Source organism: Micromonospora sp. WMMD710, assembly GCF_029626045.1.
GTDB lineage: Bacteria > Actinomycetota > Actinomycetes > Mycobacteriales > Micromonosporaceae > Micromonospora.
The window spans coordinates 2,994,088-3,010,472 of record NZ_JARUBD010000001.1; the positions used below are offsets into that span (position 1 = coordinate 2,994,088).

Here is a 16,385-nt window from a genome sequence, read left to right on the forward strand (position 1 = left end):
GCCCGGCGCACCGGCGCCGGGCGTGTCGGCGCACGCCGCGCCGACCAGGGTGGACGATCAGCGCGAGTCGGCGTATGTCGATCGATCCTTGGCCCGGCCACCCCCGCCGACCTGCGCATTGTCGGCCCGACCGCTGCCCGCGTCGCCGTCGGTGGGGGCGTCGACGCTGGGGACGTCGGCGGTGGGGGCGTCGACGCTGGGGACGTCGGCGTTGGGGGCGTCGGCGCTGGGGGTGCGCTGGCGGGGGACGGCCGGCGGGTGGGTCGGGCGGCGCGGGGCCAGCCGGCGCATCATCGGGGTCTCGACGAAGCGGTGCAACAGCCCGGCGAGGACAAGGTTCGCCAGCAGGAAGCCGAGCACCACCGCCGGCCCGCGCCAGCCGCCGAAGCCGGTCCCCCAGTCCCCGGTCCACCGCAGGACGCTGGTCATCACCAGCACGTGCACGAGGTAGAACGCGAACGAGACCTCACCGAGCCAGACCAGCGGCCGGGACCGCCACGGCGACCGGCGACCCCGCACGTCCGCGTCCGCCGCGGCGGTGATCACCAACAGGTACGCCACGGCGAGCAGGGTGGTCCACAACTCGGCGCGGACCCACTGTGCGGCGGCGACCCAGGTGGCCACGAAGATCACGCTGGCGGCGGTCAGCCCCGGCCCTCGCCAGAGACCCCGACGCATCAGCACGGCCGCCACCGCGCCCAACCAGAACTCCAGCGACCGGACCGGCGGGAAGACCTGGGTGAACCACCAGCGGCTGGCCTCCGGCACCAACTGCTGGGCCGGCCAGAGCGCGAGGATCAGCAGCGGCAGCACGACGATCAGCGTCCACAGCAGCGCCGGCCGCGCCCGGCGCAGCAGCGGCAGCACCAGCGGCAGGCAGAGGTAGAAGAAGAACTCGCAGGACAGCGACCAGCTGACCGTGTTGACGCTGTAGAACCAACCGGGCCGGGGATCCCACGCCTGCAACAGCAGCAGGTTCTCCAGCGCGACGGCCGGCAGCACCGGATCGGCGAACCACCAGGCGACCAGCAGCGCCGCCACCCACAGCACCAGATGGTTCGGGTAGATCTTGGCGACCCGTCGCCGCCAGAACGTCCGCCGGGAGTCCCCCGGTCGGGCCGACCAGACCAGCACGAAGCCACTGAGCACGAAGAAGAACTGCACCCCGGACAGGCCGAGGGTGAACAACGCGTCGACGACGGCCTTGTAGTCCGGCTCGGCGATGATCCGCATGGTGCCCGCGTGGAAGCCGAAGACCAGCAACGCGGCGATCCAGCGCAGCCCGGTCAGGGAGGGCAGCCGGGCGGCGGGTGCGGACCGGACCGTCGGTGCGTCGGTGGTGCTCGTCATGCCGGTCTCCTGACACTCCGCAGGGTCACCAGCACGTACGTCTCCTCCCCGGCGCGGCGTCGGACGGCGCGACGGCGACGCCCACGACGACCCGGCAGGGCCGCACCGAGGCACCCTACCGGGTCACTCCCGGGTGAACCGGACGGCCGTCGTTAACCTTCCGCTCGGCGGGAGTTCAGGGACTCCACCTTCGTCGGCCACGTCAGGTTCCGGGGCCGGCCACCCGGGTCGTCGAAGGTGGCGACGTGGTCAATGAGCCGACGCACGCACCGCTGCTGAGCATCGTCGTGCCCGTGTACGGCGTCGAGGCGTACCTGTACCAGTGCCTCGAGTCGATCCGGGCCGACATCCCCGCGGGTGAGTCGGACGCGGTCGAGCTGATTGCCGTCGACGACGCCTCGCCGGACGGCTGCGGCGCGATGCTGCGCTCGTACGCCGGCCGCGACGGGGTGCGCGTCGTCCACCTGAGCAGCAACGTGGGTCTGGGGCTGGCCCGCAACGCCGGCCTCGACGTGGCCACCGGCCGGTACGTCTGGTTCGTCGACAGCGACGACTGGCTGCCGCCGGGCACCATCGCGGCGGTGCTGGACCGGCTGCGCCAGCACCAGCCCGACGTGCTGATGCTGGACCACCTGCGGGTGCACGAGGACGGCCGGCGCGAGGTCGACGCGAGCAGTCACCTGCTGCGCGGGGTGCCGGGTGTGGCCCGGCTGGCCGACCAGCCACAGCTGCTGCGGGTGCAGCACACCGCGTGGAACAAGGTGGTCCGCCGGGCCTTCCTCGACGAGCTGGAGCTACGGTTCTTCCCCGGCTGGTACGAGGACATCCCGTTCAGCCATCCGCTGCTCATCGGCGCGGAGAAGATCTCCGTGCTGGACCGGGTCTGCTACCTGTACCGGCAGGGCCGCCAGGGCGCGATCACCTCCACCCGCAGTGGCCGGCACTTCGACGCGTTCGGCCAGTACGAGCGGTTGATGGACTGGGTCGCCCGGAGGCACCCCGACGAGCAGTTGCAGGCCGAACTGTTCCAACTGATGATCAGCCACTATCTGGTGGTGGTCGGCAACGACGACCGGCTGTACCCGCACCTGCGGCGGGCGTTCTTCCACCGGGTCGCCGAGCACTACCGCCGCTACCTGCCCGCCGGCGGCTACCCGATGCCGTCCGGCGTGACCGGGCTCAAGCACCGGCTGGTCGGGCGCGGTGACTGGCTGGCGTACTCGGCGCTGCGCCAGGCGCACCGGGTCGCGGGCCGGCTGCGCCGCCCCGGCGCGGCGGGAGCCACCGACGGCGCCACCGACGAGGACCCGAACCGACCCGACGCCGCGACGACGCGGGACACCAAATCCGCCGTGGCGACCGACCGGCCCGACGCGTTGGCCGGGGGCCGCCTGTCGTGACCGTCGATGTCGCACACCACGCCGGGCGCCGGGTCGGCTCCCGGCGCCGCAGTTTTCCAGGTCGTCCACCCGTCGGGGGGACGATGACAGCACCACCGCACCCCGGTGCGGACGTACCTGAGCAGAGGTCGGAATGACGGCGACAATCAAGATCGGACCGCACGCGGTCGGTGCCGGGGAGCGACCCTTCGTGGTTGCCGAGATGTCCGGCAACCACAACGGCGACCTGGGGCGGGCGCTGGCCATCGTCGACGCGGTGGCCGAGAGCGGGGCGCACGCGCTCAAGCTCCAGACGTACCGGCCGGACACGATCACGATCGACGTCGACACCCCGGCGTTTCGCATCTCCAGCGGGCACGCGCTGTGGGGCGGCGAGAACCTGTACCGCCTCTACGAGCGGGCGCACACCCCGTACGAGTGGCACGCCCCGATCTTCGAGCGGGCGCGCGAGCGGGGTCTGACCGTCTTCTCGTCACCGTTCGACGCGACGGCCGTGGAGCTGCTGGAGTCGATGGACGCGCCCGCGTACAAGATCGCGTCGTCGGAGCTGGTCGACCTGCCGCTGATCCGGTTGGTCGCCAGCACCGGCAAGCCGATGGTGATCTCCACCGGGATGGCGACGGTCGCCGAGATCGACGCCGCGGTGCGGACCGCCCGCGACGGCGGCGCGGCGGGCATCGTGCTGCTGGCCTGCACCGCGTCCTACCCGGCGCCGCCCGCCGACAGCAACCTGCGCCGGCTGCCGGTGCTGGCCGGTGCCTTCGACGTGGCGGTCGGCCTCTCCGACCACACGCCCGGCATCGGTGTGGCGGTCGCCTCGGTGGCGCTGGGCGCCTGCTTCATCGAGAAGCACGTGACGCTGGACCGCGCCGACGGCGGCGTGGACTCGGATTTCTCGCTGAACCCGGCCGAGCTGACGGCGCTGGTCGCCGAGTCCGGCCGCGCGTACGCCGCACTGGGTGGCACCGCGATCGGCCCCACCCCGGCCGAGCGGGAGGGGCTGCGGTTCCGCCGTTCGCTGTTCGTGGTCGAGGACGTGCGGGCCGGCGACCCGGTGACCGCGCGGAACGTCCGGTCGATCCGACCGGCCGGCGGGCTGCCCCCGGTGGAGATCGACCGGGTCCTGGGCCGCACCTTCACCACCGACGTCCCCCGCGGCACCCCGCTGAGCTGGAACCTGATCTAACCCCCGCCCCGCCCCGCCCCGCCCCGCCCCGCCCCCGCCGATCATGGAGTTGTGGTGGGCACTTTAACCCTGGTTATCCGCTATGCCGGCCACCACAACTCCATGATCGACTGAGCCGGGGCCACTAGCGGCAGGACGAAGCCGCGCGGGGCGAGCGTGGGGGCGTAGACCCTGCGGTGATCTTGCAGTTACTGCCCGGGTAGAAGGTGCGTAAGTCGCGAATCGTCCGCAAGTGCCAGATCGTGGAGTGGGGGCGCCGGGGCGAAGCCGACGGTGACGATCAGGTCGGCCAGCCGTAGCGTGCGCCAGATCGCCGCGCCGTCGGACGGCGTTCCCAGACCGAAGCGACGCCACCAGGCGACCACCGGCAAATCGGCCAGCTTGCAGCAGCACTCGGCCCGGGTCCATCGGGCCCAGAAGTCCGTGGCGCCGAAGCGGCGGGCCAGCGCCGGGGGCACCGGGGCGTCGGCCCGCTCCGCGTCGATCGCCACCCGCCAGCCGGGGGCCGGCGGCCCGTACCAGCCGACGCAGCGTCCGTCGTCGAGGTAGCTGCGGGTCACCGCGTCGGCCAGCACGGCCGGGGCACCGATGCGCAGGTGCTGCTCGGCTGCGGCCAGCAGTCCTGGCACCGGGCGCGGCGCGCCAGCGCCGCCCGCCCGCAACGGCAGGGCCGCCACGGCCGCCTCCGGCGGCAACGCCGGCGCAGCGGCTTCCGGCCACAGGTCCGGCGCTGCCGCCGCCGTCGGCGTGGGCCGCAGGTCAGATGGAGGCGGCACCGTCCACCACGATGACCTGGCCGTTGATGTTGGTGTGCTCGCGCAGCAGCATCCGTACCACGGGTACGACCTCCACCGGCTCGGTCAGGTGACCGGTCGGGGTGCGGCGCACGATCTGGTCGAGCTGGGTCGGGCCGAGCACCGCGGACATCTCCGAGGCGAAGAAGCCGGGGGCGACCGCGTTGACCAGCATCCGGCCACCCAGCTCCCGGGCGAGCGAGCGGGTGGCGGCGTCCATGCCGCCCTTGGTGGCCGAGTACGCGACGAGGCCCGGGAAGCCACGTTGGGCGCAGATCGAGGTGATGTTGACGATCCGCCCGCGGAGCCCCTTGCCGAGCATCCGGCGGACGACCAGCCGGGTCAGTTGCAGGGGCGCGGTCAGGTTGGTCTCGATGATCCGGGCGATGTCGTCGGTGGCGGTGTGTACGTGCAGCGAGTCCTGCCCGATGGCGGCGTTGTTGACGAGGCCGTCGATCGGGCCGAGGCGCTGCTCCACCTCGCGGACGAAGCCCTGCGCGGCGCGCAGGTCGGTGACGTCCACCGAGCCGACGTGCACCCGGTCGGGGTGTTCGGCGGCGAGCTTCGTCAACTCCGGGGTGACGGTACGGGCGAACGCGGCGACCCGTACGCCCGCGTCGAGCAGGTCGGTGACGATGGCCAGGCCCAGCCCTCGTGAGCCTCCGGAGACGAGGACGACGGAGCTGGGGGGTACGAGCTGGGTGTCGGCGGGGTCAGACATCGCTCTTCAGGGTCTCCTTGACGGGGATCTCGGTCAGCACACGGATCCGGCGGGGCACGGCGTGTTCGGGTAGCCGGTCGGCGCACCAGCGCATCAGCGCGGCCTCGTCCGGCACGCCGGCGCCGTCGGCGGGGGCGAGCACCACCTCGGCGACGACCATCCGGCCGAGCACCGGGGCGCGTCGGCCGGTGACCCGGGCCCAGGCCACCGCGGGATGCCCGGTCAGCACGCCACGCACCACACCGGCGGAGACCTTGCTGCCGCCGACGTTGATCTCGTCGGAGTCCAGCCGGCCGGTGATCAGCACCCGGTCGTCGACGACCTGCACCCGGTCCCCGGTGCGGACCGGGCCGGCCAGCCCGGCGCCGTGGTACGGGGAGGTGATCACCAGCTCGTCGTCGTGGACGGAGAGCGTCGGCCGCCCGGCGGTTTCCCGGTCGAGCCAGTCGACCGGGAACCCGGCCCGCCCGTCGTGCACCACAATGGACGCCCCCACCTCGGAGGACGCGTAGATCCAGGAGATCCGGGCGGCAGGGAGGATGTCCCGCAGCTGGTCGAGGATCGCCTGGTCCACCGGCTCCCCGCCGAGGGTGATCTGGCGCAGCGGCACCCGGGCGAGGGCGGCGGCGTCCCGGTAGAGGGTGCGGCGCCAGAAGGTCGGCGTACCGGAGGCGGCGTCGACCCCGTGCGCGGCGGCGAGGGCCGGCCAGTCGTCCAGCTCGTCCGGCTCGACCACCACCAGGTGTTGCCCGGGCTGGGTCAGCGACAGGGTGACCACCTGCCACCAGGCGTACGTGCCGGGGGCGTAGGGGCACAGCCAGGTCCGCTCGGGCTGGTCGGCCCGTACCGTGGTCAGCGTGTCGAGGGTGTGCCCGACCCGCTTGGGACGGCCGGTCGAGCCCGACGTCAGAAGCCACAGCCGGCCGGGGTCGGCGTCGCGTGCTCGGGCCGGCGCGCTCGGGTGTGCCCCGTCGTCGTCGACGACGGTGACCGAGAATCCGGCCTCGGACAGCTCGGCGCGCATCGCCTCGTCCACCCGGCTCGCGGTGCTGAGCAGCAGCTCGGTGCCGTGCACGGCGTGCTGCCGCGCGGCGGCGAGCGCGTGCACGGCGGCCTGCGCCAGCACCGCCGCCGGGTCGGGCAGGGCCGGCCTCGGCAGCGTCCGCCAGGTCAGCGCGGCACCGCCGACGACGACCCGGTTGTCGACGCCGGCCGGCTCGGGGTGCGCGGCGGTGGCGGGGTCGGGGGTCGCGACGGTCACTGGTGTTGAAGCTCGACGAGGAAGTCGAGGACGTCACCGACGGTGGCGATGCGGCGCAGGCCGGGGGCGTCGAAGTTGAGTTCCTCCCCCGTCTCGTCCTCGACCCGCAGGGCCAGCTCGGAGAAGTCCAGCGAGCGGAAGCCGATCTCCCGCAGCTGCGCCGCGTCGTCGGCGGGCAGCTCCTTGTCCTGGTTCTTCAGCACCTGAGCCATGAGGTCGCGGATCTGCGCGCGACTCAATTCGTTCATGCGCCGGAGTCTACAACCCAACGAATGCATATCTGATTTCCCGGTGCGTCCGGGTAAGGTTCCCGGACCAGGTGTTAACAGCTTGAAAGCGAGAGGCACGTGCTGCGCGGAGCAACGGCGGACGACGTTCACCTGATGTTGTCCTGGCGTAATCAGGAAACCAACCGTCAGGTCAGCAAGAACAGCCACGAGATCAGCGCCGAGGAGCACGCCCGGTGGTGGGCGGCGGTCCGCGACGACCCGTCGCGGCGGGTGCTGGTGTACGTCCGCGACGACCGTCCCTGCGGTGTGGTCACCTTCTTCGACCTGCGGCTGGACGGTCCGCGGACCGGTGCCTGGGGCTTCTATCTGGACGCCGACGGGCTGGCCGAGCGGGGCGAGACGCTGCCCGCCTGGCTGGGCATCATGCGGGAGGCCGTCGAGTACGCGTTCGACGGGCTGCACCTGGATCGGCTCGACGGCGAGGTGTTGGAGCACAACACCGTCGTACGGCAGATGAACCGGCGTTTCCGTTTTGTCGAAGGCACCGGCCGCCGAGAGTTGTCCGACGGCCGGGAAATCACCGTCATCCCCATTTCCCTCGCCCAGGCCGACCGCCGGCGGCGATGATTACCGGACACATTCGCGTCATGGCCCGACGCCATTAACCACGAATGTGTCCGGTGGACATCAACCGTTCACCAGGGGTCGAGTGGGTCAGGCCCGCCGCCAGGCCGCCCAGTGCTGGCGCTCATTGCCGCCGAGCCGGACGAAGCCGTACTTCGCGCCGTCCCAGTCGTCGGGTTGGCCGGGCGCCCAGCGGGCGAACACCACCTGCGCCGCGGCCGGCGGCTGCTCGCGGAACCACCGCACGTCGGTCCACGTCACCTGGTGGCTGAGGTTGAACCGCTGAATGTAGTGCACGCCGGTGGAGGCCCACACCCGCTCACCGGGGCGTACCCCGACGTCGGCGACCCGGGGGGTGGGCGCGGTGCTCGCCACCATCGGGCGGACGAGGCGCTGGTCGATCACCTGCATGGTGACGAGGTTGACCACCACGAGGGCACCGAGGATCGGCAGTCGCAGGCGGGGCACCTGGACCACGGCGACGAGCAGCAGGCAGCCGGCGATGCCGATCAGCGACCCGACGACCGGCCGCATCTCCCGCCAACCGCCGGTGAGTGCCATCAGGTCCGGAGCGCCGAAACCGCCGTAGCGCAGCGAGTGTCCCCGGCTGGCCACGTACGCGAGTCGGGCCGCGACCAGCGCGCCGCCGGCGACCAGCAGGGCGACCGCGACGGCCGCGCGGCGCAGCACCACGCGGCGTCCCGCGGTGAGCAGCACCCCGAGCCCGACGAGCATCCAGAACGGCGCGAGCATCTGCACGTAGCGCCCGTAGATCGCGTCCAACGGCTTGCCGGTGATGCCGGCCAGGATCACCGAGGCACCGCTGGCGACGCCCACGCTCGCGACCAGCGCGACGCCCATCGTCCAGCGGGTCGCGTCGCCGTGCCGGGGACGCCACAGCTCCCGGACGGCGGCGGCCCAGGCCACGCCGGCCATCCCGAACGTGATCACGACGAGGTACCAGAGTTGGGTGGTGACCGCCGCGCCGACCCGGACCACACCCTGCGCGGACGCGACGGCGTCGACCACGCTGCCGCCCGGGGTGCTGCCGAGCAGGTAGACCTTGTCCCCGAGCAGCCGGATGCCGGCCTCGTTGACCAGCGCCAGGGCCAGCACCGGCAGCAGCGCCGCGAGCACCCCGGCGGGCGTGATCCGGCGGCGGACGAGCAGCAGCAGGACCAGACCGGCGTGGATCCCGACGATCACCAGGCCGCGGGAGTGCAGGAGGTGGAAGGCGCCGACGAACACCCCGACGGTGGCCGCGGCGAGCGGGCCGGGTCGCTCGATCCAGCGGTGCACGGCGAGCAGCCAGGCCACCACCAGCGGCGCCATCACCGTATCGATCATGGCGACGCCGGCGTAGAACGCGGTGGCCGGCAGGGTCGCGGCCACCACCGCCGCGAGCAGGGCGTACGAGCGGCGCAGCCGGAGCAGTCGCCGGCCCAGCAGGTACGCCAGGGGCAGCAGCGTCGAGTTCACCAGCGCGTTGATCAGCTGGACCAGCCGGTAGCTGTCGCCGAAGTCCCGGTCGCCGAGGAACGCCGGCGAGATCAGCATCGGGTAGCCGACCCGGCGCAGCAGGTCGTTCTCGCTGCTGAACCCGCCCGGCCCGCCGGCGAGGGCGCGGGCGGTGTTGAGGTAGCTGTCCTCGTCGGTGTGGGCGATCGGCAGCACGATGTGTCGGGACAGCCACATCCGCCAGGCGACGCTGAGCACCCACCCGACGAGCAGGAGCAGGGGCACGAGCCAGCGCCGCGCGGGTGCGGCGGGCGGCGTACCGGCCGGGGCCGCCGGCCGTTCCATCACGTCGCTGCCGGATGCCATCAACGCCTCCTGAGTTCGCCGGCCGGGCCGGGTCCGTGCGGGCCGGATGGCGTACGTGCCGGCCGGTGACGCTCGGGGGTGAACCGTTCGCGCCGAGCCGGCGCGGATGTCGGGTGGACGCGGTAACCAGTGGCTCGCGGGGGCGGCCGGGTCGCTCGCGCGGCCACTGTAACGGCCGGATCCGGCCTGGTCAGCCCGCTTCACGCGCGGTCGTAAGTGTTCGCCTGCGCGGTGTCCGGCATTCACGGGAGCAGCGGTCGCGGTTAACCCGCGAGCGCCGGGGCGTTAACCCGCCATGGCTAGCGTGTCACCCCGGTCGGCCGGCCGAGGGCCGCCCGAACATCCACGATCACGGGAGCACCAAATTGAGTGAGTTGAATGGATCGTCCATTCTGATCACCGGGGGAACGGGTTCCTTCGGCAGGACCTTCCTCCGGCACATCCTCAACGAGGCTGACCCCGCCCGGGTGGTGGTCTTCTCCCGCGACGAGCTCAAGCAGTACGAGCTGCGCCAGCAGCTCGGCGACGACCCGCGGCTGCGCTGGTTCATCGGCGACATCCGCGACCGGCACCGCCTGACCCGTGCCATGCACGGCGTGGACCACGTGGTGCACGCGGCCGCCCTGAAGCAGGTGGACACCGCGGAGTACAACCCCTCCGAGTTCATCGCCACCAACATCACCGGCTCGCAGCACGTCGTCGACGCCGCGATCGAGGCCGGTGTCAAGAAGGTCATCGCGCTGTCGACCGACAAGGCGTCCAGCCCGATCAACCTCTACGGCGCGACGAAGCTGGTCGGCGACAAGCTGTTCGTCTCGGCCAACCACTACGCCGCCCACCACCCGACCCGGTTCGCGGTGGTCCGCTACGGCAACGTGGTCGGCAGCCGCGGCTCGGTGGTGCCGCTGTTCCACCGGCTGGCCGCCGAGGGCAAGAGCCTGCCGATCACCGACAAGCGGATGACCCGGTTCTGGATCACGCTGGAGCAGGCCGTCCAGTTCGTGATGGACTCGTTCGACCAGATGCAGGGCGGCGAGCTGTTCGTGCCGCGCATCCCGAGCATGCGCATCCTCGACCTGGTCGAGGCCGTCGCGCCGGACGCCACCACCCACGAGATCGGCATCCGGCCCGGCGAGAAGCTGCACGAGGAGATGATCGCGCCGGACGACAGCCGCCGGACGCTGCGCGCCAAGGACCGCTACATCGTGCAGCCGACCATCGCCGGCTGGGGCTACCAGCCGCCGGTCGACTGCGAGCCGGTGCCGGACGGCTTCGCCTACCAGTCGGACACCAACGACGAGTGGCTCAGCGTCGAGCAGCTGCGCGACATGCTCGGCCTCACCGCATGACGGGGATGCTCCCGTACGGCCGGCAGTCGGTTACCGAGGACGACATCGCGGCCGTCGCCGACGTGCTGCGCGGCGACTGGCTCACCACCGGGCCGCAGGTGGACGCCTTCGAGGCCGAACTCGCCGAGTGGACCGGCGGGGTCGGTGTCGCCAGCGTCTCCAACGGCACCGCGGCGCTGCACGTGGCGTACGCGGCGGCCGGGGTGGGGCCGGGCGACGAGGTGGTCGTACCGCCGATGACGTTTGTGGCGACCGCGAGCAGCGCGGTCGCCCTCGGCGCGAAGATCGTGTTCGCGGACGTCGACGACGAGACCTTCTGCCTCGATCCCGCCGCGGTCGCCGACGCCGTGACCTCCCGGACCAGGGTCGTCTCCGCGGTCGACTACGCCGGGCACCCCGCCGACTACGACGCCCTGCGCAAGTCGATGGTGGGCAGCGACGCGCTGCTGCTCGCCGACGCGGCGCACTCGATCGGCGGGACGTACCACGGTCGGCCGGTGGGCTCGCTCGCCGACCTGACCACGTTCTCGTTCTTCCCCACGAAGAACCTGACCACCGCCGAGGGCGGCGCCGTCGCCACGCTGGACCCGCGGATCCTCAAGCGGGCCCGCCGGTTCCGCGGCGTCGGCGTGGTCCGGGAGCGCGACGACCTGCGCTTCGGCGACGAGGGTGGCTGGTACTACGAGGTGCCCGAGTTCGGGCTGAACTACCGGCTGCCGGACGTGCTCTGCGCGCTGGGCCGCAGCCAGCTGCGCCGGCTCACCGAGTTCAAGGCGCGCCGGGCCGCCCTGGTCGCCCGCTACGACGAGGCACTGGCCGACCTGGACGGTGTCCTGCGGCCCACCCGCCGGTCGTGGGCCGACCCGGCGTGGCACCTCTACCCGATCCGGGTGCTCGACGGCCGTCGCCGCGAGGTGTACGACCGGATGCGCGCCGCCGGCATCGGTGTGCAGGTCAACTACGTCCCGGTGCACTGGCACCCGGCGTTCGCCGACCTGGGCTACCGGCGCGGATCCTGTCCGGTGGCCGAGTCGTTCTACGAGCAGCAGCTGTCGCTGCCGCTCTACCCGGGTCTCCGCGACGCCGACCAGGACCGCGTCATCGACGCGCTGACGGCCGCCCTGCGAGCCGGCTCGGTGCGTTCCGCCGCCTGATGGGAACCTGATGCACCACGCGAACCACTTCTACGGTCACGCGCACGTGCTGGCCCGCTACGCCGGCCTCGGCGACCGGCATCCACCGCGGATCAACGGGTACGTGCAGCACGGCTGGAACATCGGTGACGGCCTGGCCCCCGGGCACCCGTACGCCGATCGCACCCCGAGCCTGCTCTGGTCGGAGCAGACCCGCCGACGGGCCTGGTCGGTGGGGCGGCGCAACGTGGTCGTCATCGGCGCCCCGTTCGTCTACCTGCTGGCCATGCGACCCGAGGATCCGCCGGCCGAGGAACGTGAGGGCACCATCTGGTACCCGTTCCACGGCTGGGAGGGCCAGCACGTCAAGGGCGACCACCGCAGGTTGATCGCCCTGATCCGGGACACCGAGCCCGGCCCGGTCACGGTGTGCCTGTACTGGCACGAGTACGGCATGCGCAACGTCCGCCGACTGTACGAGCGCGCCGGCTTCCGGGTGATCTGCCACGGGTACCGGGGGCACTGGTGGAAGGACACCGACCCGGAGTTCCTCGACAAGCAGTTGACCGAGCTGCGCCGCCACCGCCGGGTAGCATCCAACCGGCTGACCAGCGCGATCTTCTACGGCATCGCGGCGGGCTGTGAGCCGGCGGTGTACGGCGACCCGATGGTCCTGTCCAACGAGGACCCGACCTTCGGCGGGACCGCGCGGATCCGGCGACAGTGGCCGCAACTGCACGGCACCGCGGTCGATCTGCCCACCGCGGTCGAGATAGCCCGCGCCGAACTGGGCACCGACCACCGCTGCTCGCCGGCCGAACTGCGCGAGCTGCTCGGTTGGGCGCACCTCCAGGAGGAAGAGGAAGACCGTGACGACTGAGACGGCACCCGCCGGCCGGATCACCCTGCCGGGCGGCGAGATGCTGGCCTGGTCCGACCTGCCGCGCGAACGGCTGGCCGACGGTGGCCCCCTCGCCACGCTGGCGGCCCGGATCGTGCCGCCCGGTGCCCGCGTCCTGCTGGCCGGGCCGCACGACCCGGCGCTGCTCGACCGGCTCGCCCACGCCGAGGTGACCTGCCTGCTGCGCAGCCACCCGGACGCGGTGGCGCTGGCCCCGCGCGCCGCCCGCGTGGTGGTGGGCGGCCCGGCCGGGCTGCCCACCGACGAGACGTACGACGTGGTGATCGCCGGCGCCGGACTCGACCCGATCGAGTCGGTGGAGGGCACCCGGCTCAGCTGGGACGGCGTGCTGGCGCGACTGGTCGCCGCGCTCCGGCCGGGCGGCGCGCTGCTGCTGCGCCTGGACAACCCGCTCGGGCTGCACCGCCTCGTCTCCACCACCCCCTGGTACGCCGACCGGGACGACTCCGCCTGGGTGATCGGTGGAGTGCTGGACGGTGCCCACCCGGCCAACCGCGACCAGCTCCGCGAACGGCTCAGCGGCGTCGGGTTGCTGCCGGGCACCTGCTGGGCCGCGTACCCCGACGCCGGCACCGCGACGGCGCTGCTCGACGCCGACCAGCTCGACCGCGGTGCCGCTGCCGGTCTGTTCGACGCGGTGCTGCACGGCGCCTGCGCCGGCGGCTTCACCGGCGCCCCGGTGCTCCAGGACCCGGCCCGGCTGGCGGTGGACGCCCTGCACGCCGGACGCGCCGCCGACCTCGCGCCGGGCTGGCTGATGCTCGCCCACCGGCCCGGGACGCCCGCGCCGGCACCCACCGGGGACCTGCCGGTGGCACTGGCGCAGACCGAGCAGCCCGGGATCGGTGTGCTGGAGGTGCTCGACGGCCCGTCGGGCTGGCGCTGGGGGCTCATCCCGGCCACCGGCGCGGGCCTGCCGGCCGCGCCGAACGCCCGCCGCCCGGCCGCGTACCGGGACGCGGGCGCGCTGAGCGGGCCGGTGCCGGCCGGGCGACTGCTGCGTACCCTGTTGCTCGACGCGGCCCTGCGCCGCGACCTGGCGACCCTGCGCACGCTCCTGCGGGGGTACGCGGACTGGCTCGCCGGGCATAGCGACGCCGACGGACGGGTCCTCGGGGCGACCGCGGTGGCGAGCACCGACAACGTGGTCGTCGACGGTGCGCGGTACACCGTGCTCGACCCGAGTTGGCGGGCCACCGGCTCGATTCCCGCCGACGTGGTGCTGGCCCGTGGCCTGTGGCGCTTCGCGGCGGGCCTGCTCACCGGCGGGTACGCCCACCCGTGGTCGTCCACCCTCGACGTGGCGGGCCTGACCGTGGTGCTCGGCGGCCTCGCCGGGCGCGACCTGGACCGCGCGACCGTCGCCGCGGCCGTGGACGCCGAGGCGGAGATCACCGCGGCGCTGCACGAGCTCGACATCGACGGCCGGGCCACCCTCGCCACCCGGCTGCACGCCGTCGAGCCGACCGACCCGCCGGTCGGCGCGCACAGCTACCAGCAGTTGCGGGAGGCGTGGCTGCGCCAGCGCGAGGAACTCAGCCGGCTCGCCGCGCTGACCGCCTGGACCGAGGAGCTGCTGACCTCCCGGGAGCGGGCCCTGCGCCGGGCCGAGACGACGATCGGCCTGCTCAGCGGGTCGCTCAGCTACCGGGTCGGCCGGCTCGCCATCACGCCGGCCCGGCTCGCCAAGCGGGGTGCCCGCGCCGCCAAGCGCCGGGCCCGCACGGTGCTCGCCCCGAAGCAGGAGGAGCAGCAATGACCGGCGTACCGGTGCCCGGGTCACGGATCGTCGGGATCGTGCAGGCCCGGATGGGATCGTCACGGCTGCCCGGCAAGGTGCTCCGCCCGCTCGCCGGACGGTCCGTGCTGGGCCGGGTGGTGCGTGCCGCCCGGGACAGCGGCGTCCTCGCCGACCTGGTGGTCGCCACCAGCACCGACCCGGTCGACGACGCGGTCGTGACCGAATGCGAACGGCTCGACGTGCCGTGTCACCGCGGGCCGGTCGACGACGTCCTGGACCGCTTCGTGGGCGCCCTCGCCGCCCACCCGGGCGACGCGGTCATGCGGTTCACCGCCGACTGCCCCCTGCTCGACCCGGAGATCATCACGCTGGTCGCCTCCGTCTACCGGGCGGTGCCCGGACTGGACTACGCGAGCACGTCGATCGCCCGGACGCTGCCCCGAGGGCTGGACGTCGAGATCATCCGCGCGGAGGCGCTGCGTACCCTCGACCGGCTCGCCACCGGTCACCACCGGGTGCACGTGACCTCGTACGCGTACACCCACCCCGATCTGTTCCGGGTGCTCGGCGTGACGCTCACCCCGGACCGTTCGGCGCTGCGGCTGACCCTCGACACCGACCAGGACTGGGCGCTGGTGAGCGCCGTCGTGGACCACTTCGGCGACGTCAGCGTGCCGCTGGCCAAGCTCGCCGACTGGCTGGACGGGCAGCCCCGGCTGCGCGCGCTCAACGCCGACGTCCGCCAGAAGCAGCTGGAGGAGTCCTGAGCACACTGCGGGTCGGGGTGCGCTGCGACGCCGGGCCGCGGCGCGGCGTCGGCCACCTCGTACGCTGCCTGGCCCTCGCCGAGGAGTTCCAGGCCCGGGGTGCCCACGTCGCGGTGTTCGGCACCGTCGAACGGCTCGACTGGGCGCTCGCCGAACTCGCCGCGCGCGGCATCGGACTGCACCCCGGCCCCGACTCGCCGGCCGAGCTGGTCGAGACCGCCCAACGACACGACCTGGACGTGATGGTCCTCGACTCCTACGAGCTGGACCCGGCCGGAGCGGGCGCACTACGGGCCGCCGGCGTGCTCACCCTCGCGATCATCGACGGGGACAGCCGGGGCCAGGACGCCGACCTCTACCTCGACCAGAACTTCGGTGCACGGCACCCGGAGCTGCCCGGACGGCTGCTCGCCGGCAGCGCGTACGCCCTGCTGCGCGACTCGGTGATCACCGCCCGGCCGCCGGCGCCCCCGACCGCCACGGCCGTCGGCCGGCCCCGCGTGCTGGCCATCTTTGGCGGCACCGACGCCGTCGGTGCGGCCCCGGTGCTCACCCGGGTGCTGGTCGCCGCCGGCCATCCGATGGACCTCACGGTCGTCGTCGGTCGACCCGAGATCGAGGCCGAGCTGGAGGAGATCACTCCCGGACGCGGGCAGATCATCCGGCCCGTCCCGCCCACCGGCTCGCTGCCGACCCTGATCACCGGGGCCGACCTGGTGATCAGCGCCGCCGGCACCTCCACCTGGGAACTGTGCTGCCTCGGCGCACCCGCCGCCCTGGTCTGCGTGGTCGACAACCAGCGCGAGTCATACGACCGGGTGATCCGCCACGGCCTCGCCGCCGGCCTCGGTGAGCTGCCGGAGCTGACCGCCGCCGGCGTCGCCGGTCGGGCGGCCCGCGCGACCGCGGCGCGGATCCTGAACGGGCTGCTCAGCTCACCGCAGCGGCGCACCGCGCTGGCCGCGCGGGCCTGGTCCACCGTCGACGGGCAGGGCCGGGGCCGGGTCGTGGACGCGGTGTTCGACGCCGTACGCGCCACCGACCCGTCGATTGGCACGGGTGTACGAACTTCCTGCTAGGGTG

At 73.2% G+C, this 16,385-nt stretch carries 15 protein-coding genes; 9 read left to right on the top strand and 6 right to left on the bottom strand.

The genetic code is table 11. The features are described 5' to 3' along the window. Window positions 1-57: 57 nt before the first annotated feature. Complete coding sequence (locus O7620_RS13715; RefSeq protein ID WP_278123314.1) at window positions 58-1,350, bottom strand: acyltransferase; 1,293 nt, start codon at window positions 1,348-1,350, stop codon at window positions 58-60. 245 nt (window positions 1,351-1,595) lie between these two features. On the opposite strand from O7620_RS13715, the gene O7620_RS13720 reads away from it, so the two are divergent. Next, window positions 1,596-2,750, top strand: a complete 1,155-nt coding sequence (locus O7620_RS13720) for a glycosyltransferase (RefSeq protein WP_278123315.1) — start codon at window positions 1,596-1,598, stop codon at window positions 2,748-2,750. Window positions 2,751-2,883: 133 nt separating this feature from the next. Further along, a complete protein-coding gene (gene pseI, locus O7620_RS13725) occupies window positions 2,884-3,936 on the top strand; it encodes a pseudaminic acid synthase (protein ID WP_278123316.1) in 1,053 nt (350 codons plus the stop codon). Window positions 3,937-4,124: 188 nt separating this feature from the next. On the opposite strand, the gene O7620_RS13730 is transcribed toward pseI, so the two are convergent. Genes O7620_RS13730 through O7620_RS13745 form a run of 4 tightly spaced genes read right to left on the bottom strand, consistent with a single transcriptional unit; the run spans window position 4,125 to window position 6,960 of the window. Continuing rightward, window positions 4,125-4,712: a hypothetical protein gene (locus tag O7620_RS13730; protein ID WP_278123317.1), complete on the bottom strand. Its 588-nt coding sequence runs from the start codon at window positions 4,710-4,712 to the stop codon at window positions 4,125-4,127. Further along, window positions 4,696-5,451, bottom strand: a complete 756-nt coding sequence (locus O7620_RS13735) for an SDR family NAD(P)-dependent oxidoreductase (protein WP_278123318.1) — start codon at window positions 5,449-5,451, stop codon at window positions 4,696-4,698. Before O7620_RS13735 ends, O7620_RS13730 begins: the two co-directional genes overlap by 17 nt. Beyond that, complete coding sequence (locus O7620_RS13740) at window positions 5,444-6,712, bottom strand: AMP-binding protein (protein WP_278123319.1); 1,269 nt, start codon at window positions 6,710-6,712, stop codon at window positions 5,444-5,446. The genes O7620_RS13735 and O7620_RS13740 overlap by 8 nt, the downstream gene beginning before the upstream one ends. Next, a complete protein-coding gene (locus O7620_RS13745) occupies window positions 6,709-6,960 on the bottom strand; it encodes an acyl carrier protein (protein ID WP_091401397.1) in 252 nt (83 codons plus the stop codon). Before O7620_RS13745 ends, O7620_RS13740 begins: the two co-directional genes overlap by 4 nt. A gap of 99 nt (window positions 6,961-7,059) precedes the next feature. Between O7620_RS13745 and O7620_RS13750 the strand changes: the two genes are divergently transcribed. Beyond that, window positions 7,060-7,569, top strand: a complete 510-nt coding sequence (locus O7620_RS13750; RefSeq protein WP_151489975.1) for a GNAT family N-acetyltransferase — start codon at window positions 7,060-7,062, stop codon at window positions 7,567-7,569. 87 nt (window positions 7,570-7,656) lie between these two features. On the opposite strand, the gene O7620_RS13755 is transcribed toward O7620_RS13750, so the two are convergent. Next, a complete protein-coding gene (locus O7620_RS13755; RefSeq protein WP_278123320.1) occupies window positions 7,657-9,390 on the bottom strand; it encodes a glycosyltransferase family 39 protein in 1,734 nt (577 codons plus the stop codon). 365 nt (window positions 9,391-9,755) lie between these two features. Between O7620_RS13755 and pseB the strand changes: the two genes are divergently transcribed. From pseB to O7620_RS13785, 6 genes are read left to right on the top strand one after another with little or no spacing between them, the layout of a single operon-like run. Further along, complete coding sequence (gene pseB, locus O7620_RS13760; RefSeq protein ID WP_151489973.1) at window positions 9,756-10,739, top strand: UDP-N-acetylglucosamine 4,6-dehydratase (inverting); 984 nt, start codon at window positions 9,756-9,758, stop codon at window positions 10,737-10,739. 5 nt (window positions 10,740-10,744) lie between these two features. Then, complete coding sequence (locus O7620_RS13765; RefSeq protein ID WP_278127002.1) at window positions 10,745-11,893, top strand: aminotransferase class I/II-fold pyridoxal phosphate-dependent enzyme; 1,149 nt, start codon at window positions 10,745-10,747, stop codon at window positions 11,891-11,893. A 10-nt stretch (window positions 11,894-11,903) separates the two neighbouring features. Then, window positions 11,904-12,752 carry a hypothetical protein gene (locus O7620_RS13770; protein ID WP_278123321.1) on the top strand — a complete coding sequence of 283 codons (849 nt, stop codon included), beginning with the start codon at window positions 11,904-11,906 and terminating at the stop codon, window positions 12,750-12,752. After that, window positions 12,742-14,553 (top strand): class I SAM-dependent methyltransferase, encoded by a 1,812-nt coding sequence (locus O7620_RS13775; protein WP_278123322.1) that lies wholly within the window; start codon window positions 12,742-12,744, stop codon window positions 14,551-14,553. Before O7620_RS13770 ends, O7620_RS13775 begins: the two co-directional genes overlap by 11 nt. Next, window positions 14,550-15,302 carry a glycosyltransferase family protein gene (locus O7620_RS13780; RefSeq protein WP_151489969.1) on the top strand — a complete coding sequence of 251 codons (753 nt, stop codon included), beginning with the start codon at window positions 14,550-14,552 and terminating at the stop codon, window positions 15,300-15,302. Before O7620_RS13775 ends, O7620_RS13780 begins: the two co-directional genes overlap by 4 nt. Continuing rightward, window positions 15,299-16,381: a spore coat protein gene (locus tag O7620_RS13785; protein WP_278127003.1), complete on the top strand. Its 1,083-nt coding sequence runs from the start codon at window positions 15,299-15,301 to the stop codon at window positions 16,379-16,381. Before O7620_RS13780 ends, O7620_RS13785 begins: the two co-directional genes overlap by 4 nt. The last annotated feature ends 4 nt before the right edge of the window (window positions 16,382-16,385 follow it).